This window comes from Chryseobacterium sp. WG23 (assembly GCF_024586575.1).
In the GTDB taxonomy this organism is placed as follows: domain Bacteria; phylum Bacteroidota; class Bacteroidia; order Flavobacteriales; family Weeksellaceae; genus Chryseobacterium.
In genome coordinates this window covers 83,632-104,824 of the sequence record NZ_JALCZE010000017.1, presented here as the reverse complement: position 1 = coordinate 104,824, position 21,193 = coordinate 83,632, and the positions used below count along the sequence as shown (strand labels likewise).

Here is a 21,193-nt window from a genome sequence, read left to right as displayed (position 1 = left end):
TAAAAAAAGGCAGGGAGTTATTAAACTTAAACTTTCTGCCTTTTATATTTTCCTGTTTTTTTTAGCCTAAATAAAGTCGATCACCTTTTCCAAAGCTATTCCTCTGGATCCTTTTAAAAGAATATTTTCAGACTGAATCGGAGTCTGCTTCAGGTAATCAATTAATGAGGATGTATCTTCAAAAGCAAGGTTTGAAGAATTCACTGCTTTAAAGTGTTTTCCTACGGTGATGATTTCATCAAAATTCAAATCCTGAGCCAGTTTTAAGATGTTCTGATGTTCCTTTTCACTTTCGGCACCTAATTCCAGCATATCTCCGATAACAATGGTTTTGCGCCCTTCAAAACTGATAAAATTTTTCAGTGAAACTGCCATAGAACTTGGATTAGCATTATAGGTATCCAGCACCAATGTTTTATTCTCTTTTTTTACCACCTGGGAACGCATGTTCGTTGGGGTATACTGCTCAACAGCATGTTTTATTTTTTCAAAGCTAATTCCGAAATGAAGCCCAAGGCTTGCTGCTACACAGAGATTGGTGAAGTTATAATCTCCGGTGAGCTTTGAAAGCGCTTTTACATTCTGATAAGATAAGCCTACAAAGTGTTCCTCTGAGAAAGATTCAAAGTTATAATCTGATCCTTCATTTCCAAAAGTAATGGTAGACGGATAGTTTTGAGTTTTTTCTATCTGGATAGGATCATTTTCATTAACGATAATGGTCCGTTGGTTCGTTTTAAGATAATCGTAAAGTTCGGACTTTCCTTTGATCACGCCCTCAAAGCCTCCAAACCCTTCCAGGTGGGCCTTTCCAAAATTGGTAATATACCCGAAATCCGGCTGGGCGATCGTACATAGAAGTTCTATTTCTTTTTGATGGTTAGCTCCCATTTCTATAACCGCTATTTCATGTTCCGGTTTGATGGAAAGAATGGTCAGGGGAACACCAATGTGGTTATTCAGGTTTCCATAGGTATACTGAACACTGAACTTCTCTGACAGCACTGCATGGATCAGTTCTTTTGTGGTGGTCTTCCCATTGCTTCCTGTAAGTCCTATAAAAGGGATGCTAAGCTTATTTCTGTGGTATATTGCTAATTGCTGCAAAAATTCAAGGGTAGATGGAACATAGAAAATATTCTTATCCCTGTTTTCGAATTCCGGCAGCTCTACAATTACCGCTAAAGCACCATTATCTATAGCTTTTTCGGCTAAAGTTGCGGCATTGAAATTTTCACCGGAAAAGGCAAAGAAAATATCATTCTCTGCTATTTTTCTACTATCTATCGTTACTTTACCTGCCTGTAAAACTAAAGGATAAAATTGTTCTATATTCATCTATTTTTTTTTAAGAAGTCACATGCAATCGCCAAATGTATACAAGTATTTTTAGATTTTTAGCCAAAGCGATTTCATGATTCAAAAATAAAAAAACCTTCCGGAAATCCGGAAGGTTTTTTTTAAGTATTTTTTGATAACTATATTATCTTCTAGTTCTATTCTTATCGTTTGTTCTGGCATCCTGTGCAACACGGAATCCAATCCAACCATAAGCCCTGCCCTGATTTTTATATCTTCTCTGACCCGGGTCCAGCCAATATGCAGTATCCTGCCAAGATCCTCCTTTTACAACTCTTACGTCATTAGAGATCCCTGAAGTTCTGTCTTTAGTGTCTTTCACCATTTTCACTTTACCTCCCGCATCTACAATGAAACTCTGACGAGGTGCATTATACATATCGAATGATGAAGCTGAGTCTGATTCTCTTCTGTATTCTAAAGAAGATTGTCTGTCACCGTCTCTATAGTTTCTGTAGTCAGCAATGGTCTGTCTTTCAAACTGTCCGGGAAGTCCTTTATAAACCAGTCTACCATCAGATAAAGTATCATATTTGATAGTTCCTTCGTCAATCATTTTATAAGTTCCGTCACCGTTTCTTACAATAGCCTGAGGCATGTTACCTCTGTAATAATTGAAGTCGTTGTAGTCTTCATCTATAATAGGTCTGTAAACATCAGCTGTCCATTCAGCAACATTACCGTACATACCATAAACACCTAGATCATTAGATGGATATTGTCTTACGTCTGAAGTTTGTGCAGATCCGTCGTTTTTCCATCCTGCAATACCGGAATAGTCACCTTTACCCATTTTGAAATTTTCAAGGAACATTCCTCTATCTTTTCCTTTGGTACCTCTTAATCTTTCGATTTCAGGTTTTTTACCTAAGTATTGGTTATATTCTCTATTCTTAGCCATACCAAGAGCAGCATATTCCCATTCTACCTCGGTAGGAAGTCTGAACTTCTGTACCATAGCAGAATTTGGAGCTCTGTTGGCAGAAAGAAGTCTTTGGTTTGTAGTTTTAAGACCGGTCTTCTGCTGCATTCTCTGCTCATTGATGTATCCTTGCATTTCAGGATCATTTGCTTTGAATTTATCCATATTGAAGGCTGTTCCTCCCTGGTTATTAGATTCGTTGATATACAAATCTTTAGCAATAATACCAGCGCTCATCAAAGCTTTTTCATTAGCTCTGTCTGTCAGCCATTCACAATATCTGTTTGCCTGGGTCCAGGAAACTCCTACTACAGGATAGTAGTCGAATTCCGGAGAACGCAGATACGTTTCATTATAATCGTTTCTAGATAGTTTGTTGTCCCATAATAAGGTATCCGGTAGAGCACCGTTATAGATTTCCTTAAAACTAGGGTCACTTGGCGGGAATACATACTTCAACCATGTAAGGTATTCGCGGTATTCATAGTTTGTAATCTCAGTTTCTCCGATAAAGAATGAACTTACCTGCATTCTGCGAGGCGTATTATTCCAATCGTGCATAACATCATCTTTCACTAATCCCATTGTAAAAGTTCCACCTTCTACATATACCATTCCAGGCCACCCCTTCTGCTTCTGTTGCTTTCCTGCAAAAAACCAACCCTGTTTTTCGTTTGGCTTCCAACCTGTTTTACTGACAAATTTTTTGGTACCACCACCTTTGCTGGTTCCTGACCCGCCACAACTGGTTAATGCAAGTGTAGAACTTAATGCTATTAATGAAAACAACTTTAGTTTTTTCATAGTCGATATAAATATTTTCAAGAGTACAAAGAAAAAATAAATTATTCAATAAATCAAGTAAAGATTTGATTTTTTTGAAAAACGTTAACAAATTAATTTTATTGTATCGCAATTTAATTATAAAATTTTCATTTATTTTGTAATTTAGCAATTTCAATAATAAACATGAGACAAAAAATCACTATTTTATTTCTATTCTCTTTTGTATCAGTACTTTGGGCCCAAAGAAACACCATAGAATGGGAGGGTTCAAAAATTCAGGACTTTGGTGATACAAAATTAATTCTTCCAAATTTCAAAAATGATGGTTTTTCGTTTAGCCAAAATAATGTTTTTATCATAACTAAACAAAAAATAGGGGAAAAACAGCTCAGAGTTTCTGACCTTATTTGGGAAAATGTTTCCAACAAGGATTTATTTGAATTAGACAAAGGCAGCCTACCCGATTATGATATTGCAGATGTTTCATATTATACCTTAGAGGGAGAAAGCTATGCCAGTATTAATGTTGCTTTATTTAAAAATGTAAAAGGACGGGTTCAGAGGTTATCTTCATTTAATGTTTCTGAAGCCTCAGCTTTGAACACTACAAATAATGTAAACAGAATAGGATCTACAGCAAACCCTCTTTCAAATGGAAGCTTTTATAAGATAAAAGTAGATAAATCGGGGATATTTAAAATTACCGCTCAATTTTTAAAAGATAATGGAATCAATCCGGCATCTGTGAATCCTAAGAATTTCAGAATATATGGAAACGGAGGGCTTATGCTCCCGGAATTTAACCAGGATCCAAGATACAGTGCACTGCAGGAAAATGCCATTCAGGTGGTAGGTGAAGATGACGGTGTATGGAACGACAATGATTTTGCTCTTTTCTATGCTCAGGGACCGGATGGATATAATCTTTATAACAGGGGTAATGGTAACGGTTTTAAAAGAACAGATACCCGCTATGACAGAAGTGATAATGTCAAGAATATATATGAAGACTTTTCATATTACTATATTACCTTTGATAAAGGACCGGGTAAAAGGGTTCAGACCATCGATGGAGATCTTCCTAGTCAGCTGATCACAAGATATGATGACTATCAGGTAATCAACAATGACCAGAAAAACCTTATGAAAGTAGGCCGGGTTTGGTTAGAAGATGCCCCTTTCACTACCGAAAAAACAGTAACCTTTACCACCAAATCACCCATACAGCCATCAGATGTTATAAGATACAGAACCAGAGTGGCTGGCTACAGGGCACAAAAAAATACAATTGAGTATAAGATTAATGATGTAAACCCTTCATCAGGGTCAGTGCCTGAAGATACCTCCAACTTCCAGTATAATCTTTATTTCCTCCTTCCATATAACGGAACAGTAAGCAACCTGAGTGGAAATCAGATTACCTTTAAGTATAATCCCAATATTTCTATCAATCCTAACGGATCATTCTATATAGATTATACTGAAGTACAATATAAAGAGAATCTTGTTTTCAATGGTTCACAAATGAATTTCAGGGATTTCTCTCTGGTAAGCGGCAGCAATACCAACTATGGTTTCAGCATTTCCAATGCTTCCAATATAGAACAGGTATGGGATGTTACGGATATTACCAATGCCAACAGAAGAGTAAATAAGGCAGGTGCCGGAAGTTTCAATTTTGCTTATATGGCTGCTGATCAGAACTTCAATAATGAGTTTGTAGCTTTTAGAGCGGATGCTGCTTTTTCGCCACAGTTTGTGGAGAGAATCGGTAATCAAAATCTTTCTGCCTTACAAAATATAGATTATCTGATCTTAACGGTTCCTCAAATGATGGGCCAGGCACAAAGACTTGCCAGCTACCACCAGACAAAAAACAATTATAATGTAGAAATTGTAGATGTTAATAAGGTATATCAGGAATTTGGAAGTGGAAGCAGGGACCTTACTGCTATAAGAGATTTCGTGACAAGACTGAACACCACCCAGGGAAAACTTAAATATGTATTTATTCTGGGGGATACATCCTATGATTATAAAAATAAAGTTTCAAATAATTCCAATGTAGTTTCCAGCTATCAAAGTGAACAGTCTTCAGATTATGTAGGCTCCTTTGTTACGGATGATTATATTGTAATGACGAAACCACAAACCGCCAACATCATTGAAAACAATCTACCGGATATACCGGTAGGAAGAATTCCTGCATCCAATGCTTCTGAAGCCGGAGATATGATCAGCAAAACGCTTGCTTATTATAATGCACTACCGGGGCAATCCAGTCCGTTTGGAGAATGGCGTATGAGGTTAGATTTTGTGGTAGATGATGACAATGACGATGGGCCACCTTTCCACAATGTGATGAACACTACGCTGGTGAATGTATTTGAACAGCCGGCACAGCAGGAACTGAAAGAATATAATGTTAAGAAATTATACCTGGATTCTTTCACGGCTCAGAGTACAGCAGCAGGACAAAGATATCCGCAGGTCAATCAGGCTATTTCCAATGCTATTGGAAACAGCATGTATCTGTTCTATTTCGGACATGGAGGAATCAACGGCTGGGCACAGGAAAGAGTGTTAACCAGTACAGAAATCCAAAATTCCAATAACTTCTCCAATGTGTACAGCAGGTTCCCGTTTGTTTCTACCATTACCTGTGAATTTACATTATGGGATGAACCTGCCACTAATTCTGCGGGAGAACAGTTCATTAAACTAAAACAGGGCGGTGCTGCAGCTATGATTACTTCCAGCCGTGCTATCGGGGTAATCTACGGACGTCAGTTTACAGATACCTACACCAAAAATATCTTTAAATTGACTAATGATGATTTCGAAACATTAGGAAATGCTCATTTAACGGCGAAGAAACAAAGAGGTGCTGACCTTAACCATTTAAAGGTAAATCTTTTGGGTGACCCTGCCATGAAACTGAGCAGACCTCAAAGACTTTTGGTGATTGATAATATTGAAACGCCTGTTCCCGGTCTGATCAGAGGATTGGATTTTGTAAAGGTAAAAGGACATATCAATAATTCTAACGGAACATTAAACAATACCTTTAACGGAAGGGTTACTATTAATATTTTTGATAAGAGAATCAATAAAAAAACATTAAATAATGACGGACACCTTAGTCCTGTATTAGAATATACAGAAGAAGGAAGCCCTATTGTAAAAGCTTCGGGGATAGCCGTAAACGGAGTTTTTACTGCTGAATTCTATGTTCCTAAAGATATTAATTATACTGTAGGCCAGGGAAGAATATTAAGTTATGCTGACAATAAGGTAATGGATGTCTTCAACAACCAGGCTGTACAGGTGGGAGATATTAATCCTAACGGAATTAATGATAACCAGCCTCCGAAAGTAAAACTGTATATGAATAACACCAACTTTGCTGATGGCGGTATTACCAATCAAAATCCTACCCTTCTTGCCTGTCTTACTGATGATACGGGAATCAATTCTACAGGTTCAGGTGTAGGCCACGATATCACCGTATATCTGGACGGACAAATTATCAACACTATCATTCTAAATGATTTTTATGCCGCAGGAGAAGGAAACGGATGTTTAAATCCCAGCCTTGCAGAATACCAAAAAGGAAATGTAACTTATCCTTTCAGGAATTTAGCCATAGGCCAGCATCAATTATTATTTAAAGTTTGGGACATAAACAATAATTCTACAACTGCCACGTTAAATTTTGAGGTTAAAGATGAGTCTGACCAGCATTTGGTAATCAACCGCCCATTAAACTGGCCTAATCCTTTTACCAATAAGACGTATATTCAGTTTGAACATAACTGTTCCGATATTCTGGATGTGAATGTGCAGATTTATACGATAACAGGAAGATTGGTAAGAACTTTATCTCAGCCGGTGGTTGCAGAACCGTTCCTACAGGGCTTTAGAACACCTCGCCAGGCAATAGAATGGGACGGAAGAGATGATTTTGGGGCTACAGTTGCAAAAGGTACGTATATTTTTAAGATATTTGCAAAAAGTCAGAATCAGGAAAAATGCAAAGGAAGTGCTACAGCTGTAGAAAAAATGGTACTTTTGAAATAATTAAATAATACATAGATAATAATATTAATAAAAAACTGATAATATATAAAAGACAACATATGAATTTAACTACTAAACTGCTTTTAGGATTTGGGTTAAGTGCTGGTTTTCTAGGATATTCACAAGATCTAGGTAAAGTAGGTCCTGTATTAACCGGAGCACCTTTCCTAAGAATTGCACCAGATGCCAGATCAGGAGGTATGGGAGACCAAGGGGTTGTAACCTCTCCGGATGCATTTTCACAATTCTGGAATGCTGCAAAATATCCTTTTAGCAGAACAAGTTCTTCCATCGGTCTTAACTATACACCGTATATGGGAAAACTTACCAATGATGTATTCTTACTATACGGAGCTTTCCATAAGTTTTTGGGACAGGATGAAAGATCTACTATTTCCGCGAGTATTTATTATTTCAATATGGGTCAGGTAGACCTTACTCAATTGGTAGGTACTGAAATTGCTTCCATGGGTACATCAAAACCAAATGAATTCTCTCTGGACGTTGCCTATGCTTTGAAACTATCCGATTCTTACTCAATGGCTGTAACAGGTAGATTTATCCGTTCAGACTTAGCCGGTGGATTCAATACAGATACAACACTTAAGGCTGCTAATTCCTTTGCAGTAGATATTTCAGGATACTACAGTTCTCCAAAATTTACAGGTTTAGGAGGAAATGACGGTAAAATCAATGCCGGTTTTGCGGTTCAGAACCTAGGTCCCAAACTGGATTATACAGGAAATGAAGAATCGAGATCTTATCTTCCTACTATGGCAAGATTAGGGATTGGATATGACATGTACCTGGATGATATGAACAGAGTAGGAATTAGTGTAGAAGGTTCAAAACTTCTGGTTCCGGGATCTGAATATGTAGGAATTGATCCCAATACAAGACAACCGAGATATGAAATTCCCAATGTAGGTCCAATGGCCGGTATTGGAAAATCTTTCAAAAATAAAAATAGTATCATGTACAGTGGTGCTGTAGAATATTCATATGACAATGCTTTTTCTGTAAGAGGAGGTTATTTTCATGAAAGTGAAGAACAGGGTGCCAGACAATTTGCTACAGCAGGTATCGGGTTGAATTACCGTTCTTTCGGGCTTGATCTTTCTTATCTGATTAACATGTCTAAAATTAACAGTGCCTTAGATAACACTCTTCGTTTCGGTCTTACCTGGAACATTGGAGATGAAACATCTAATAACGACCGTTAACAACAGCATCAATATCATCCAAAAGCCTCATCAATATGAGGCTTTTTTGTTGGAAGCAGGAGAAAGGCTGATTGTCAATCGTCAATCCGCTTCGCTCGTCAATTTCTTCAGACCCCATTCACTATTCACTTGGCGAAGCAAAATTAACTATCGGCAACACTTCTCGCCTACTATTAAAGAAATATAACATTTAAGTTTACAAAAGTCTTATCATTATAACTATTTTCTTAAATTCAATAGCTATTTTTGTAGTATGAACTATTCGGCGGAGCTAAAAAAATTTGTAACCAGTCAATATGTATATTCTGCAATCAGAATTACATTAGCTACTGTTCTGCCTTGTTTAGTCCTTGCCCACTTTGGGATTTTAAAAGAATACTTCCTCTTCCCTCTCGGAACCAGCTTTGTAGCTCTTACAGACCAGCCGGGACCTTTTATCCGAAGAAGAAATGCTTTAACTTTTGCCATTTGCTGTTTTGTCTTTGTGGCACTTATTGCAAGCATGGTGATGGACCTTAAACTATTAGTGCTCCTCGAAATCATTGTATTTGGAATGTTTTTCTCCCTGATCGGAGTTTACGGTCAGAGATTAGCTGCTGTAGGCTCGCTATCACTGGTTGTGCTCGCCATCTTTATTGACGGGCATCTTACAGGAAGTAATATCTTAAAAAGCTTACTGATCTTTGCCTGTGGCTGTATATGGTTTTTACTCATCTTTCTTGTTGTAACTACCATCCGGCCTTATAAACTGGCTGGCCAGATGATTGGAGAAAACTATCTTCAGCTGGCAGAATTTTTAAAGATTAAAGCTAATTATTATCAGAAAAATCCTGATTTTGATAAACTGACCACTCAGGTCATTGCTAAACAGATTGAAATAAAAAACCTTCAGGAGGACACCCGGGAAACTGTTTTTAAAACAAGAACCATTGTTAATGAATCTACAACGACCAGTCGTTTACTGATGTTGATGTTCCTGAACTCTATGGACCTTCATGAAAAACTGATGACTTCCGAGAGTGACTATCAAAAATTGCAGCAGAGTTTCGAGGACAGTATGATTCTGGTTAACATTCATGATTATCTTAATCTTTTGGCCGAAGAAATCACCAATATCGGAATTGCCCTCCAAAGTGGAACACGGGCAAAATCTATATTTAATCTGGAACTTGAATTAAAGAACCTTAATTACAATTATTTTGAACTCAGAAATAAACAATTAAGCTCTGAAAATCTGGAAAATTTCATGATCCTGCGTCAGATTCTGATGCGTATTAACGAAATTACCAAAGAGATCAACGAAATTTATAAAGTATTTTCCCAGGATGTGAAACTGGCGAAAAGTTTATCTACCGGACTGGACCTGAAAAAGTTTATGCCGAATGAGCCTAAGCTTAATGCCAAAGTTTTAAGGAATAACATTTCATTATCATCCTCGCATTTTCGCCATGCCATAAGAATTACCACCGCTTTGCTGGTGGGATATCTTTTCTCTATGTTTGATTTTCTGGGACTGGGACATACCTACTGGATATTAATTACCATTACAGCAATCTTAAAACCGGCTTATTCCATTACAAAGCAAAGAAACCTTCTCCGTCTTTATGGAACGGTTACCGGTGCTACCATAGCATATATCATTCTGCACTTTATACACATCAACGGTGTTTTATTTGCCATACTCCTTATAAGTATGATCATGTGTTTCAGCTTTTTGAAAGGACGGTACTTTTGGGCCGTATTATTCATGACGATCTATGTTTTCCTCAGTTTTAATTTCTTAAACCCCGGAAAAGTAGACGTTATTTTCAAAGACAGAGTGGTGGATACAGCTATTGCCGGAATTATTGCTTTTGCAGTGTCTTATATTGTATTGCCTGTTTGGGAACATACCCAGAACCTGGATCTGATGAAAAAATCTGCTGCAGATAACCTCATCTATTTCCAGAGTGTGATTTCTAAATTCCTTGAAGGAAATTTTGATCTTGAAGATTATAAGGTAAAGCGAAAAAATGCAATTATTTCGCTGGCTAATCTTTCAGATAATTTCCAGCGAATGATTTCTGATCCTAAAAACCAACAGAAAAAACTGGAAGTAGTGCATCAGTTTGTGGCTACCTCACACCTTGTTACAGCCTATACCGCTTCTCTTTCTCAGTACTCCAAAAGCAATGAGCAGTATCCTGAAATAGATGCTGAAAGCTGGAGCAGAAAAATTGAAGCTGAGATGCAGCAGACCTCTGCCCTGCTCAACGGTGATGATATCAGCGAAGCTCTTAAAATGGAAAGCCGTCTTGAGCCGGAAGATTCTTCCATTGAAGACCTGCTCATGAAAAGGAAAACGGAGATCGAAGAAAATGAGATTATCGACAGAAGAGATCCCGATAAAATTTCACATTTAACGGAACTTAAAAACATCCATGACATCCTGGAACTGATCTATGATGTAGCCAAGGAACAAAGAAAGGTTATTGAAAAATACAAAATTGAAAAGCACGCTACTCCTCCACAATCGTAAAGCAGTAATCATCAAAAAATTCTACCCTTGCTTTAAACTCATCTGAAAACTGTTCGTCATATACACGGCAGCTAATCTTATGAAGATGCTTAAGCTCAAAAGGTTTCACTTCGTAGTTTTTCTTCAGGGACCAATATTTTGAATGATGGATTTTATACATACTTTCTTTTACACTCCATATAATAGTATAGAAAGTATCTGCTTTATCTTCAGGAATAAATCCTCTTTCATTTTCATACGTGAATTTATCAATCACCCTTAAAATTTTAGGATTGAATTTCTCAACGTCAATTCCTATTTTATTTTTAGAAATGGCAATAGCTGCAAAAGGGAAAGAATGGGTGATGGAAATTTCCGCATCGTGAGGGGAAAGAAAAGGCTCTCTTTCTCTATATAAAATTTTGGAAGATGGCTTTAGCCCTTTCAAGAGTTTGCGTACCATCAGAACTTCCAATAGTTTTTTGGGGTGATAATCCTTTACTTTTTCGGCATTTTCAGGCTCCAGAAGCTCGCGGATATCAAGTTCTTCGCTCTCGTCATACTTCCAAACAAGGATTGTGGCATTATCATCTGAAAAATCTCGGTAAAGGGGCATCGTTTTTTATTCGATAAAAGTAATAAAAAGATGTGGAAAGAGAAAATGAATGAAAGACTGAAAGTGGAAAGCAGGAAGATGGAAGTTAAAATTTGTTCAAAAAGTAATCTGCAAAATATAGATGACAAAGAACCTATCCATACAAAACGGATCTAATGTTTACTTATCCTCTGTAAACCTCCTCCTTCCCTCTTCCTGCTTCAATTTTATTTAGACTGATGGTTCACATCATTTCTATGCTCTATGATCTCCAGATTTTCGCTCACAAAATAAGCACTTCCAAATCCGTTAACATAAGCTCCTTTTACCGGCTGCAAGGCAATTAAAATAAAATCTCCCATATCGGAAATGACATCCACTACTTTCCCATGAGCTTCTTTAAGGTTAGCAATCACCTGAATCCATTTTTCGGAGTCTCTTTCTATCTGAGATGGTACCGCCTCAATAGTCAGACGTTCTCTGGCATATATTTGTTTGGTAGCAGATTCATCTTCAATAAACATCACTGAGGCTTTTCTTCCTTCTGCAAGATTTTTGGTATGTCTCGCCATAAAAGATACCAGAATATAGAATGTATGACCATCCTGTACAAAAGGGGCATAGCTGGAATTAGGGTTTCCTTCTCTATCTACAGTTGCCAGAACTACACTTTTGCTTCTTTCTATCAGCTCTTTTACTTTTGGAGCAACGGGTTTTGCTTTTCTTTGAGATTCGTCTTGGGTATTGGTATGATCCATAATGTATTATTTATGAGATAAAAGTAGTTATTTATATTAAGACTAAATAATTTTAAGCAATGTTTAATCTCATAAACTGAACTCAGGCTGCCGTTTTTTTATCTTAATTATTAATTGTAATTTTGCATTTCGTTATCAATTGAATTTAAAAACTATTCATTACATATGAGTACTACAACACAATACGTTCCTTATAAAGTTAAGGACATTTCCCTAGCAGAATGGGGAAGAAAAGAAATTACTCTTGCAGAAGCAGAAATGCCGGGCCTGATGTCTATCCGTGAAGAGTACGGACCGTCTCAGCCGCTTAAAGGAGCAAGAATTGCAGGATGTCTTCACATGACGATCCAAACAGCTGTGCTTATCGAGACATTAGTAGCTTTAGGAGCTGAAGTTACCTGGTCTTCTTGTAATATTTTCTCTACTCAGGATCACGCTGCTGCGGCTATTGCTGCTGCAGGAATTCCGGTATATGCTTGGAAAGGATTAAATGAAGAGGAATTTGACTGGTGTATTGAGCAGACTTTATTCTTTGGAGAAGACAGAAAACCGTTAAATATGATTCTGGATGATGGTGGAGATTTAACCAATATGGTTTTTGATAAATACCCGGAATTCACAAAAGATATCAAAGGGCTTTCTGAAGAAACCACTACAGGAGTACACAGATTGTACGAAAGAATGAAGAACGGAACTTTAGTAATGCCTGCTATCAACGTAAACGATTCTGTAACTAAATCTAAATTCGACAACAAATACGGATGTAAAGAATCTGCAGTAGATGCTGTAAGAAGAGCTACTGACGTAATGTTAGCTGGAAAAAGAGTGGTAGTTTGTGGATACGGAGATGTAGGTAAAGGTACTGCTGCTTCTTTCAGAGGAGCCGGCTCTATTGTTACCGTTACTGAAATTGATCCTATCTGTGCACTTCAGGCTGCTATGGACGGCTATGAAGTAAAAAGATTAGATACTGTAGTAGATAACGCAGATATCATCATTACTACAACGGGTAACTTTAACATTGTAAGAGGAGAGCACTTCCTTAAAATGAAAGATAAAGCTATCGTTTGTAACATCGGACACTTCGATAACGAGATCGATATGGCGTGGTTAAACAAAAACTATGGTCAGACTAAATCTGAAGTGAAGCCTCAGGTTGATATCTATACTATCGAAGGAAAAGAAGTTATTATCTTAGCAGAAGGAAGACTGGTAAACCTGGGATGTGCAACAGGGCACCCAAGTTTCGTAATGTCTAACTCTTTCTCTAACCAGACGCTGGCTCAGATTGAGCTTTGGACTAACTCTGCGGCTTACAACAATGAAGTATACATGCTTCCTAAACACTTAGATGAGAAAGTAGCTGCTTTACACCTTAAAAAATTAAGCGTAGAGCTTGAAACTCTTTCTACAGAACAAGCTGAGTACATCGGTGTGGACGTAAAAGGACCGTTCAAACCTGAGTACTACAGATACTAAGACTTACATCAAAATATGATATGATCCCACTATTTCCAAATAGTGGGATTTTTTTATTTATACCTACTCAGCATTCCTTATTTTTGCGAACTAAAAAAATAACATGAAAAACTACTTATTTCTGGGACTGATAGGTTCAGTTGTATTCTTTAGCAGCTGCAGCAATAATGATGATAATGATGGAACCAATATACCTTCTGAACCAAAGGTATTATTGAGTAAAATTACTATAGTTTACTATGACAATCCGGCTCAGCCACAGACCAGTATACAAACCCTGGAATACAATAATCAGGGTGAACTTATAAAAACATTATCAGCATCAGGAACTTCCAGGTTCGAATACAGTAATGGAAAACCTACAAAAACCACTTATTATAACCCAGATGGCACGGTAGACTATTATTCGGCCTACACTTACAATGGTGATCAGCTGGTAAATGTTAAAGCAATCTACACTCATCCGGATTACAACAGAACGATTACCTATCATTATAATACGAACGGACAGGTGATCTCTTCCTCACTTTGCCAGTCACCGAACTGCACCAATCCGATTATAAATACTTATGTTTATAATGGAGACAATATTTCATCAGAAACTTCAGAGGGCGGGGGATCCAGTTACGGTACTAAAATTGTTTACTCTTATGATGACAAACTGAACCCATACACAAACATCAACAAATATTTCAAAATTACGATGGGAGGAGCTTATGTAGTAAGCAAAAACAATTATCTGACAGAAAAAATAAGCTACAAAAGTAATGGTGTCTGGATACAAAATCAATCCAGAACTTCTACTGTACAATACAGCAACGCCGGTCTACCTGTTCAGGTGATCTCAAAAGAAGCTAACGGAAGTCTTTCCGCTCAGTACAGTTACGAATATATCACTCAATAAGATAAGAGCTCTCCAATTTGGGGAGTTTTTTTATAAGATATGAGTTATGGAATGTGGTATCCAGGGCTATATTATCCTTATAAATATTCAACAGGAACAGGCTTTAGTCGTTTTCACAATAGAATAAAATCAACTGGCTTTATCCAAAACATAAACCGATAAATATATTTCACCGTATTTTGCCCATATTTTCCCTCTGCCAGAGCTCTATTTATAAAAAATGAATATCTTAGCCCATTAAATAAAACATTAATCTATGAAAAAACAAAAAGTCTCGAATGCATTTATCGCTGCATCATGGGTAGCATTGGGAGCAGGAATGGCTGGTTATATTGTAGGCCTTGCAAGAGCTGAAATGCTGTTGAACGAAAAAGGATATTATTTTACAATCCTACTCTATGGCCTATTTGCGGTTGTTTCTCTTCAGAAAGCAGTCCGCGACAGGTTAGAGAATATCCAGGTAACAGATATTTATTATGGGATCTGTTGGTTTGCAACACTATCATCTATTGTATTACTAGCTGTAGGACTTTGGAATGCCACCATACTTCCGAGTGAAAAAGGCTTCTATGCTTTTGCATTTCTACTGGCGCTTTTTGGAGCTATCTCCGTCCAGAAAAATACAAGAGACAATATGGTTCAGGAATAATATAAAAAGCCTCGCTGAAAAGTGAGGCTTTTACATATTGTAAGTGAGTGAAAACTATTGATCAAAATGATTAGGATGCTGAGCTTTAATATCATCCACAGTTCCCAATACTTTATCTTTCAAAGAATCCTGATATTTCTGAAGATTTTCAGCTACCTGAGCATCCGCACTTCCTAAAATCTTTGCTGCTAAAATCCCTGCATTTAAGGCTCCGTTTAAAGCTACGGTTGCTACCGGAATTCCGCCAGGCATCTGAAGGATAGACAGTACAGAATCCCAACCATCTATAGAATTACTGGACAAGATCGGAACTCCAATTACCGGAAGTGTAGTACAGCTTGCCACCATTCCCGGAAGATGGGCGGCGCCTCCTGCTCCGGCAACAATTACTTTCAGGCCTCTTTCTTTGGCTGTTTTGGCATAATCAAACATCCTTTCCGGTGTTCTATGTGCTGAAACAACGGTCAGCTCGTATGGAATATCCAGGCTTTTCAGAAAATTTGCAGCTTGTTCCATGATTGGCAGATCACTCTGACTGCCCATAATAATTCCTACCATCTTCAATTTTATTAGAGGCTCAAAGATAAAAAATTAAAACCTCATGTTAAAATTTAAGTCAAAAAGCTTAAAACTAAAAAAATGTAAACCAAAAAGAATTAATCACTCCCTAATCACCATATTTAACATTTAAAATAAAGGCAAAAATTCATTAAACACAGATCTGTATCAGTAAAAATTACATTAACTGAGTCCATGCCGTTTATTTGAAAACCGGTAAATTTGCCGATTACACTTCATTTACCTTGAAAGATTATAAACTCATTTTTGCCATTTTTACTGTTGCTATTGTTTGGGGAACCACATTTTTAGCCATTCGTGTTGCAGTAGAAACTATTCCCGCATGGTTTGTTGCAGGAATCCGTCAGCTTTTTGCTTCTATTATTATGCTTGTCATCCTCCTTTCAAGAAAAGAATTTAAGTGGATTGGCTGGAAAAACCTGGGTTATCAGATTATTTTTGCTTCCCTAATGCTGATTATAGCCAATGGAATGGTTACAGTAGCTGAAGAAAGCGTAACAAGCAGTCTGGCTTCTCTGATCAGTGCCTGTGCTCCTATTCTGGTATTTCTGGGAAGTCTCGCCATTGGCCTGCAAAAGTTCAGCTTTCGGGCTATGACTGGTGTTTTGATATGTTTCAGCGGTATCCTTTTTGTGTTTTGGGATGGGCTTAAGGATCTTGCCGACCCCCAATACCGAACAGGAATGATTTTCCTTTTCTGTGCTATTTCAGGATGGGCTTCGGGAACAATATTTACTAAAAAAATGAATATCCAAAGCGGAAATATAACCCTGAACCTATTTTATCAGTTTCTGTTCGCTGGCGTTGTTCAGATCATCTTCGCCTTCATTTTTTCAGAAAACTACAACTTTGAAAACTGGACCTTAAAGAGTATCTCCGCGATGTTATACCTTTCTATTTTTGGCTCTGTAGCTGCCTTTTTTGCATTCCATTATGCATTAACAAAGATCTCCCCGGTACAGGTTTCCATTATTGCCTATATCAATACAATTATTGCTATTTTCTTAGGATGGCTGATTATGGATGAAAAGATCTCTTTTAAATTTATTATTGCAACAGCCTTGATTATTTGTGGTGTTTTTATTATCAATTACAGACCTGAAATGTTTAAAAGGAAAAAGTCTGAGATCATGGAAAAACAGGCTTAATTTTACCACAAAAGCGTTAGATTTTATAAAGTTATTTTTAATTCCTCAAATATACTTAAGTTTTTGAACATCTTTGATTTGGTACAGGATTATCTCTGGCCACTCAACACCAGAACAAAAGGTTACCTGTTGATAATTTGCCTCTTTTTCATTTTTTCCTTATATTGTTATACTCAACCTACACAATATGCTAAAAAACACATTTTTTGTCCTTCTGGCAGCCTCTTTACTTTTAATAAGCTGTGACTTTAAAGAAAAAGAAAAAAACCTGACAGACAGAGAAAAACAATTACTCGAAAAAGAGAAAATATTTGCCACAAAAGAATCCGAATATCAGTCACTTCTTAAAATGAGAGACAGTGTTTTTGCAAAAAAAGATTCAGTAAAAATAGCAGTATGGCCGGCAGAAATTTCGGGAGCATGGAACGGAAAAGTAATATGCACAGAATCCAGCTGCAGCGAATATGCAGTAGGCGATCAGCGTACAGATATCTGGGAATTTGATAATGATTCTACCCAGCCGATCACCAAAATCATCAACAATAATAACCTGGTAAGGCTTTATTCCGGTAAGTTTGAAAATAACGAGATTAAATTGTCTTTTAAAACAGATTCTACGGCCAAAAAGAATGTGGAAATGAGTGTCCTTCTTAACGATATTTCTGATAACAAAATCAAGGGAACCAGAACCATTACATCTGATGGCTGCAGTGCCAAGTTCTCTGTTGAGTTAGTACGTTCCACAAAATAAACACCTATGATGTTACTGAGTATACATAACCTGAGTCTTCCCATAGAAGATCCGGTATTAAAGTTCCTGTTGGTGCTGGTCATTATTCTTGCAGCCCCATTATTATTGAATAAAATTAAAGTTCCACATCTGTTGGGGCTTATCATTGCCGGGGCCATCATAGGACCTAATGGTTTCAATGTACTGTCCAGAGACAGCAGCATTGTCGTTACGGGAACCACCGGCCTCCTCTATATTATGTTTCTGGCCGGGCTGGAGATCGATATGGGTGATTTTAAAAAGAATAAGTGGAAAAGCCTCACTTTTGGGATCTATACCTTTACTGTTCCTTTTGTCCTGGGATATTTAGGCGGATATTACCTCCTTCATTTCTCGATGCTGACTTCTATATTATTTGCCAGCCTTTTTTCCTCTCATACCCTTATCGCCTACCCATTGGTAAGTAAACTGGGAATTGCAAAAAATAAGGCCGTCAATATTACAGTTGGAGGAACAATGATCACCGATATTCTGGCTTTATTGGTTCTTGCGGTAATCGTTGGAATGTCTCAGGGAGATGTAGGGACTGAATTTTGGGTAAAACTATCGGTTTCTTTTGTAGTTTTTGCCCTTATCGTATTAATTGTATTCCCTATTATCGGACGGTGGTTTTTCAAAAGAGTGGATGATAAAATCTCGCAGTATATTTTTGTACTGGTCATGATTTACCTGGCTGCGATGCTTGCTGAGCTGGCCGGTGTAGAAGCTATTATCGGTGCATTTTTTGCCGGATTGGCGTTAAACAGACTTATTCCCCATACATCTTCTTTAATGAACAGAGTGGAATTTGTAGGAAATGCGATCTTCATTCCGTTCTTCCTGATCAGTGTTGGTATGCTGATCGACTTTAAGGTTTTCTTTAAAAGCTGGGAAACACTGGAGGTAGCCGGAATTATGCTTGCAGCTTCCATTGGAGGAAAATACCTTTCTGCCGTAGCCACTCAAAAAACTTTCAGACTGACAAAAGAAGAAGGAAAACTGATCTTCGGACTAAGTTCTGCTTCAGCGGCCGCCACACTGGCATCAGTGATGGTAGGTTATAACATTATCCTCTCTGAAACCGAAACAGGAGAACCTGTAAGATTACTGAATGAACATGTACTGAACGGAAGTATTTTACTGATTCTTATTTCCTGTACCATTTCCTCTTTTATTTCTATGGCAAGTGCCCAGAAAATTGCAGAATCTGATAATGAGGATACCGTTTCGGGGAACAGCCATGAAGATGAAAATATACTATTAGCCATCAACCATGAAGAAACTGTTGAAAGGATGGTTAATCTTGGAATCCTCATAAAAGCCCACTCCAATACGGAAGACCTGTTTGCTTTAAATGTAATTAATGAAGATAAGAATGAATCTTCTGTAAAAAATGCAGAAAAACTTCTTCATCAGGCTACCGATGCAGCTGCCGCAGCAGATGTAAAATTACAGGCTTTGAAAAGATACGACAATGATGTTATCAATGGGGTCAACAACGTCATTAAAGAACAGAAAATTACCGATCTTATTATCGGATTGGAGGATGAGAAGGGATTCTCTCCGTCTTTTGTTTATAATCTATACAATGGTTACCTTCAGAATGATGATGTGAATGTATTGGTATACCATGCGGCACAGCCTCTTTCTACAATCAAAAGGTACGCTGTAATGATTCCTGAAAATGCCCATAAAGATGCAGGATTTTTCCATGCCCTTTTAAGAGTCTGGAATATTGCCAGAAATTCCGGGGCAACAATGGCTTTTTATGCGCCTGAAAATATCATTGATATCCTTCAGAAAATCATGAAGAAAGCCAGCATAGAAGCAGAATTTATTATTATGAGTACATGGCAGGACGGCGAAAAAACAGCTGCTCAGCTGAAAGATGATGAAGCTTTGATTATTTTGATGGCAAAACGGGGCATGAAGTCCTATATTCCAAGAATGAGATTAATCCCTGAACTTTTAAACAGGAATCTGAGTGACAATAATTATCTTTTGATTTTCCCATTCTCCGAATATGATAAAAACAGCCCTGAAATACGCTCCGTAGGAAACCATGGTGACTTTGTGGAAATCGGAAATGTGATTCAGAATATTTTTAAGTAATACAGGTTATTTCAGCCAAAATTTTAACCTTTAAAACAACATTGAAAACAAAAAAATATTCCTTTTAACAGCCGCCTTGCTAAAACCCACTCCTATTGAATGTATCAAGCAAAAACATGATAATTTCTCAGGTTGTACAAGAAAAATATAAAGCACTAAAAAAGGAAGCTATTTCAAGACAGAAACAGCTTCCTTTTTATATTTTTGATGGCTTAATTATTCTGCAATCACTCTCACCATTCCCTTCACCATGACAAGCTTTTCCATCAGCTCTTCTCTGGAATCTGCCAACACATTGATATGACCCATTTTCCTTCCCGGTTTGGTTTCTGTTTTTCCATATAAATGAATATAAGTTTCAGGCAGTTGAAGCACGTCTTCCATTCCTTCATAGATTACTTTTCCGGCATATCCCTCTGCTCCCACCAAATTCAGCATACCGCTATAGGTAATGGCATCCGTATCCGCTAATGGTAAGTTCTTTACCACACGGTACATTTGCTCAAACTGTGAATTGGTATTTCCTTCCTGACTCTGGTGTCCTGAGTTGTGTAATCTTGGAGCGGTTTCATTAACCCATATTTTCCCTTCTTTATCCAAGAATAATTCAATAGCAAACAATCCCGGAGAATTAACAGCATTTAAAAACTTCTCAGTAATAGAATCAATCTGAGACTGAACATCTTCAGTAAGAAGAACCGGGCATACATTAAAGTCTAACAGATTCAACTTCGGATCGGCAACCATTTCCGTTACAGGAAAAATATTGGTTTCCCCTTTTTCATTTCTGGCTACAATTACAGATAATTCTTTATCAATATCCACAAGGCTTTCGATCACAGAGGCATCCTTCCATAGATGTTGGTAATCATCTTCCGTTTTAATCACCTGTACCCCTTTTCCATCATAGCCTCCCGTATTCATTTTCTGAACAAACGGTAACGGCATCATGATTTTTTCATCACCGTTCCAGACAATCTGAAATTCAGGACTTGGAATATCGTGAGCTTTATAAAATTCTTTCTGAAGGATTTTTTGCTGGATGGTTTTAATAATATTAGCATTAGGAACTACTCTTATTCCCTGATTTTCAAGTTCTGCCAACGCATCAGCATTTACATGTTCTATTTCAATAGTAACAACATCTTTATCTTTTCCGAAGTTCAGAACTGTTTCATAATCATTAAAGTTTCCCTGTGTAAAATATGAGATATTATGACAAGGTGCATCGGACGCAGGATCCAATGTATAAAACTCATCGTCATATTTCAATGCGCTCTGTATCAACATTCTTCCCAGCTGTCCGCCTCCCAGAATTCCTATTTTCATTTTT

The 21,193-nt window shown here is 37.4% G+C and carries 15 protein-coding genes; 9 read left to right on the top strand and 6 right to left on the bottom strand.

Going from position 1 to position 21,193, the window contains the following annotated elements; genetic code table 11:
* Positions 1-66: 66 nt before the first annotated feature.
* On the bottom strand, positions 67-1,338 hold the full coding sequence (gene murF, locus MP477_RS21845; protein ID WP_257192146.1) for a UDP-N-acetylmuramoyl-tripeptide--D-alanyl-D-alanine ligase: 1,272 nt from the start codon (positions 1,336-1,338) through the stop codon (positions 67-69).
* A 145-nt stretch (positions 1,339-1,483) separates the two neighbouring features.
* On the bottom strand, positions 1,484-3,085 hold the full coding sequence (gene gldJ / locus MP477_RS21840; RefSeq protein ID WP_230037954.1) for a gliding motility lipoprotein GldJ: 1,602 nt from the start codon (positions 3,083-3,085) through the stop codon (positions 1,484-1,486).
* Between the two features lie 165 nt (positions 3,086-3,250).
* On the opposite strand from gldJ, the gene porU reads away from it, so the two are divergent.
* The 3 genes from porU to MP477_RS21825 all read left to right on the top strand — a co-directional run bounded on the left by porU (position 3,251) and on the right by MP477_RS21825 (position 10,888).
* A complete protein-coding gene (gene porU, locus MP477_RS21835) occupies positions 3,251-7,147 on the top strand; it encodes a type IX secretion system sortase PorU (RefSeq protein WP_257192145.1) in 3,897 nt (1,298 codons plus the stop codon).
* A gap of 59 nt (positions 7,148-7,206) precedes the next feature.
* Complete coding sequence (gene porV, locus MP477_RS21830) at positions 7,207-8,370, top strand: type IX secretion system outer membrane channel protein PorV (RefSeq protein WP_230037958.1); 1,164 nt, start codon at positions 7,207-7,209, stop codon at positions 8,368-8,370.
* 253 nt (positions 8,371-8,623) lie between these two features.
* The gene (locus MP477_RS21825) at positions 8,624-10,888 is read left to right on the top strand and encodes an FUSC family membrane protein (RefSeq protein ID WP_230037960.1); all 2,265 of its coding nucleotides are present in this window, start codon (positions 8,624-8,626) and stop codon (positions 10,886-10,888) included.
* On the opposite strand, the gene MP477_RS21820 is transcribed toward MP477_RS21825, so the two are convergent.
* Together MP477_RS21820 and MP477_RS21815 are read right to left on the bottom strand one after the other, a co-directional pair.
* Positions 10,869-11,483: a 4'-phosphopantetheinyl transferase family protein gene (locus MP477_RS21820; protein ID WP_230037962.1), complete on the bottom strand. Its 615-nt coding sequence runs from the start codon at positions 11,481-11,483 to the stop codon at positions 10,869-10,871. The genes MP477_RS21825 and MP477_RS21820 overlap by 20 nt on opposite strands.
* A 206-nt stretch (positions 11,484-11,689) precedes the next feature.
* Entirely contained in the window at positions 11,690-12,220 is a 531-nt protein-coding gene (locus tag MP477_RS21815; protein ID WP_257192144.1) for a pyridoxamine 5'-phosphate oxidase family protein, read from the bottom strand.
* Positions 12,221-12,385: 165 nt separating this feature from the next.
* On the opposite strand from MP477_RS21815, the gene ahcY reads away from it, so the two are divergent.
* The 3 genes from ahcY to yiaA all read left to right on the top strand — a co-directional run bounded on the left by ahcY (position 12,386) and on the right by yiaA (position 15,252).
* Positions 12,386-13,699, top strand: a complete 1,314-nt coding sequence (gene ahcY / locus MP477_RS21810; RefSeq protein WP_230037966.1) for an adenosylhomocysteinase — start codon at positions 12,386-12,388, stop codon at positions 13,697-13,699.
* A gap of 103 nt (positions 13,700-13,802) precedes the next feature.
* Complete coding sequence (locus MP477_RS21805; protein ID WP_257192143.1) at positions 13,803-14,603, top strand: hypothetical protein; 801 nt, start codon at positions 13,803-13,805, stop codon at positions 14,601-14,603.
* A gap of 256 nt (positions 14,604-14,859) precedes the next feature.
* Positions 14,860-15,252: an inner membrane protein YiaA gene (gene yiaA / locus MP477_RS21800; protein ID WP_257192142.1), complete on the top strand. Its 393-nt coding sequence runs from the start codon at positions 14,860-14,862 to the stop codon at positions 15,250-15,252.
* A 54-nt stretch (positions 15,253-15,306) separates the two neighbouring features.
* Here yiaA and purE read toward each other — a convergent pair whose 3' ends face one another.
* A complete protein-coding gene (gene purE, locus MP477_RS21795) occupies positions 15,307-15,810 on the bottom strand; it encodes a 5-(carboxyamino)imidazole ribonucleotide mutase (RefSeq protein ID WP_230037972.1) in 504 nt (167 codons plus the stop codon).
* A gap of 245 nt (positions 15,811-16,055) precedes the next feature.
* Between purE and MP477_RS21790 the strand changes: the two genes are divergently transcribed.
* From MP477_RS21790 to MP477_RS21780, 3 genes are all read left to right on the top strand, one after another.
* On the top strand, positions 16,056-16,979 hold the full coding sequence (locus MP477_RS21790; RefSeq protein WP_257192141.1) for a DMT family transporter: 924 nt from the start codon (positions 16,056-16,058) through the stop codon (positions 16,977-16,979).
* A 187-nt stretch (positions 16,980-17,166) separates the two neighbouring features.
* Positions 17,167-17,730 carry a hypothetical protein gene (locus MP477_RS21785; protein WP_230037976.1) on the top strand — a complete coding sequence of 188 codons (564 nt, stop codon included), beginning with the start codon at positions 17,167-17,169 and terminating at the stop codon, positions 17,728-17,730.
* A 6-nt stretch (positions 17,731-17,736) separates the two neighbouring features.
* Positions 17,737-19,860, top strand: coding sequence for a cation:proton antiporter (locus tag MP477_RS21780; protein WP_257192140.1), 2,124 nt, complete (start codon positions 17,737-17,739; stop codon positions 19,858-19,860).
* A 216-nt stretch (positions 19,861-20,076) separates the two neighbouring features.
* On the opposite strand, the gene MP477_RS21775 is transcribed toward MP477_RS21780, so the two are convergent.
* Positions 20,077-21,189, bottom strand: coding sequence for a 5-(carboxyamino)imidazole ribonucleotide synthase (locus tag MP477_RS21775; protein WP_257192139.1), 1,113 nt, complete (start codon positions 21,187-21,189; stop codon positions 20,077-20,079).
* Positions 21,190-21,193: the final 4 nt, after the last annotated feature.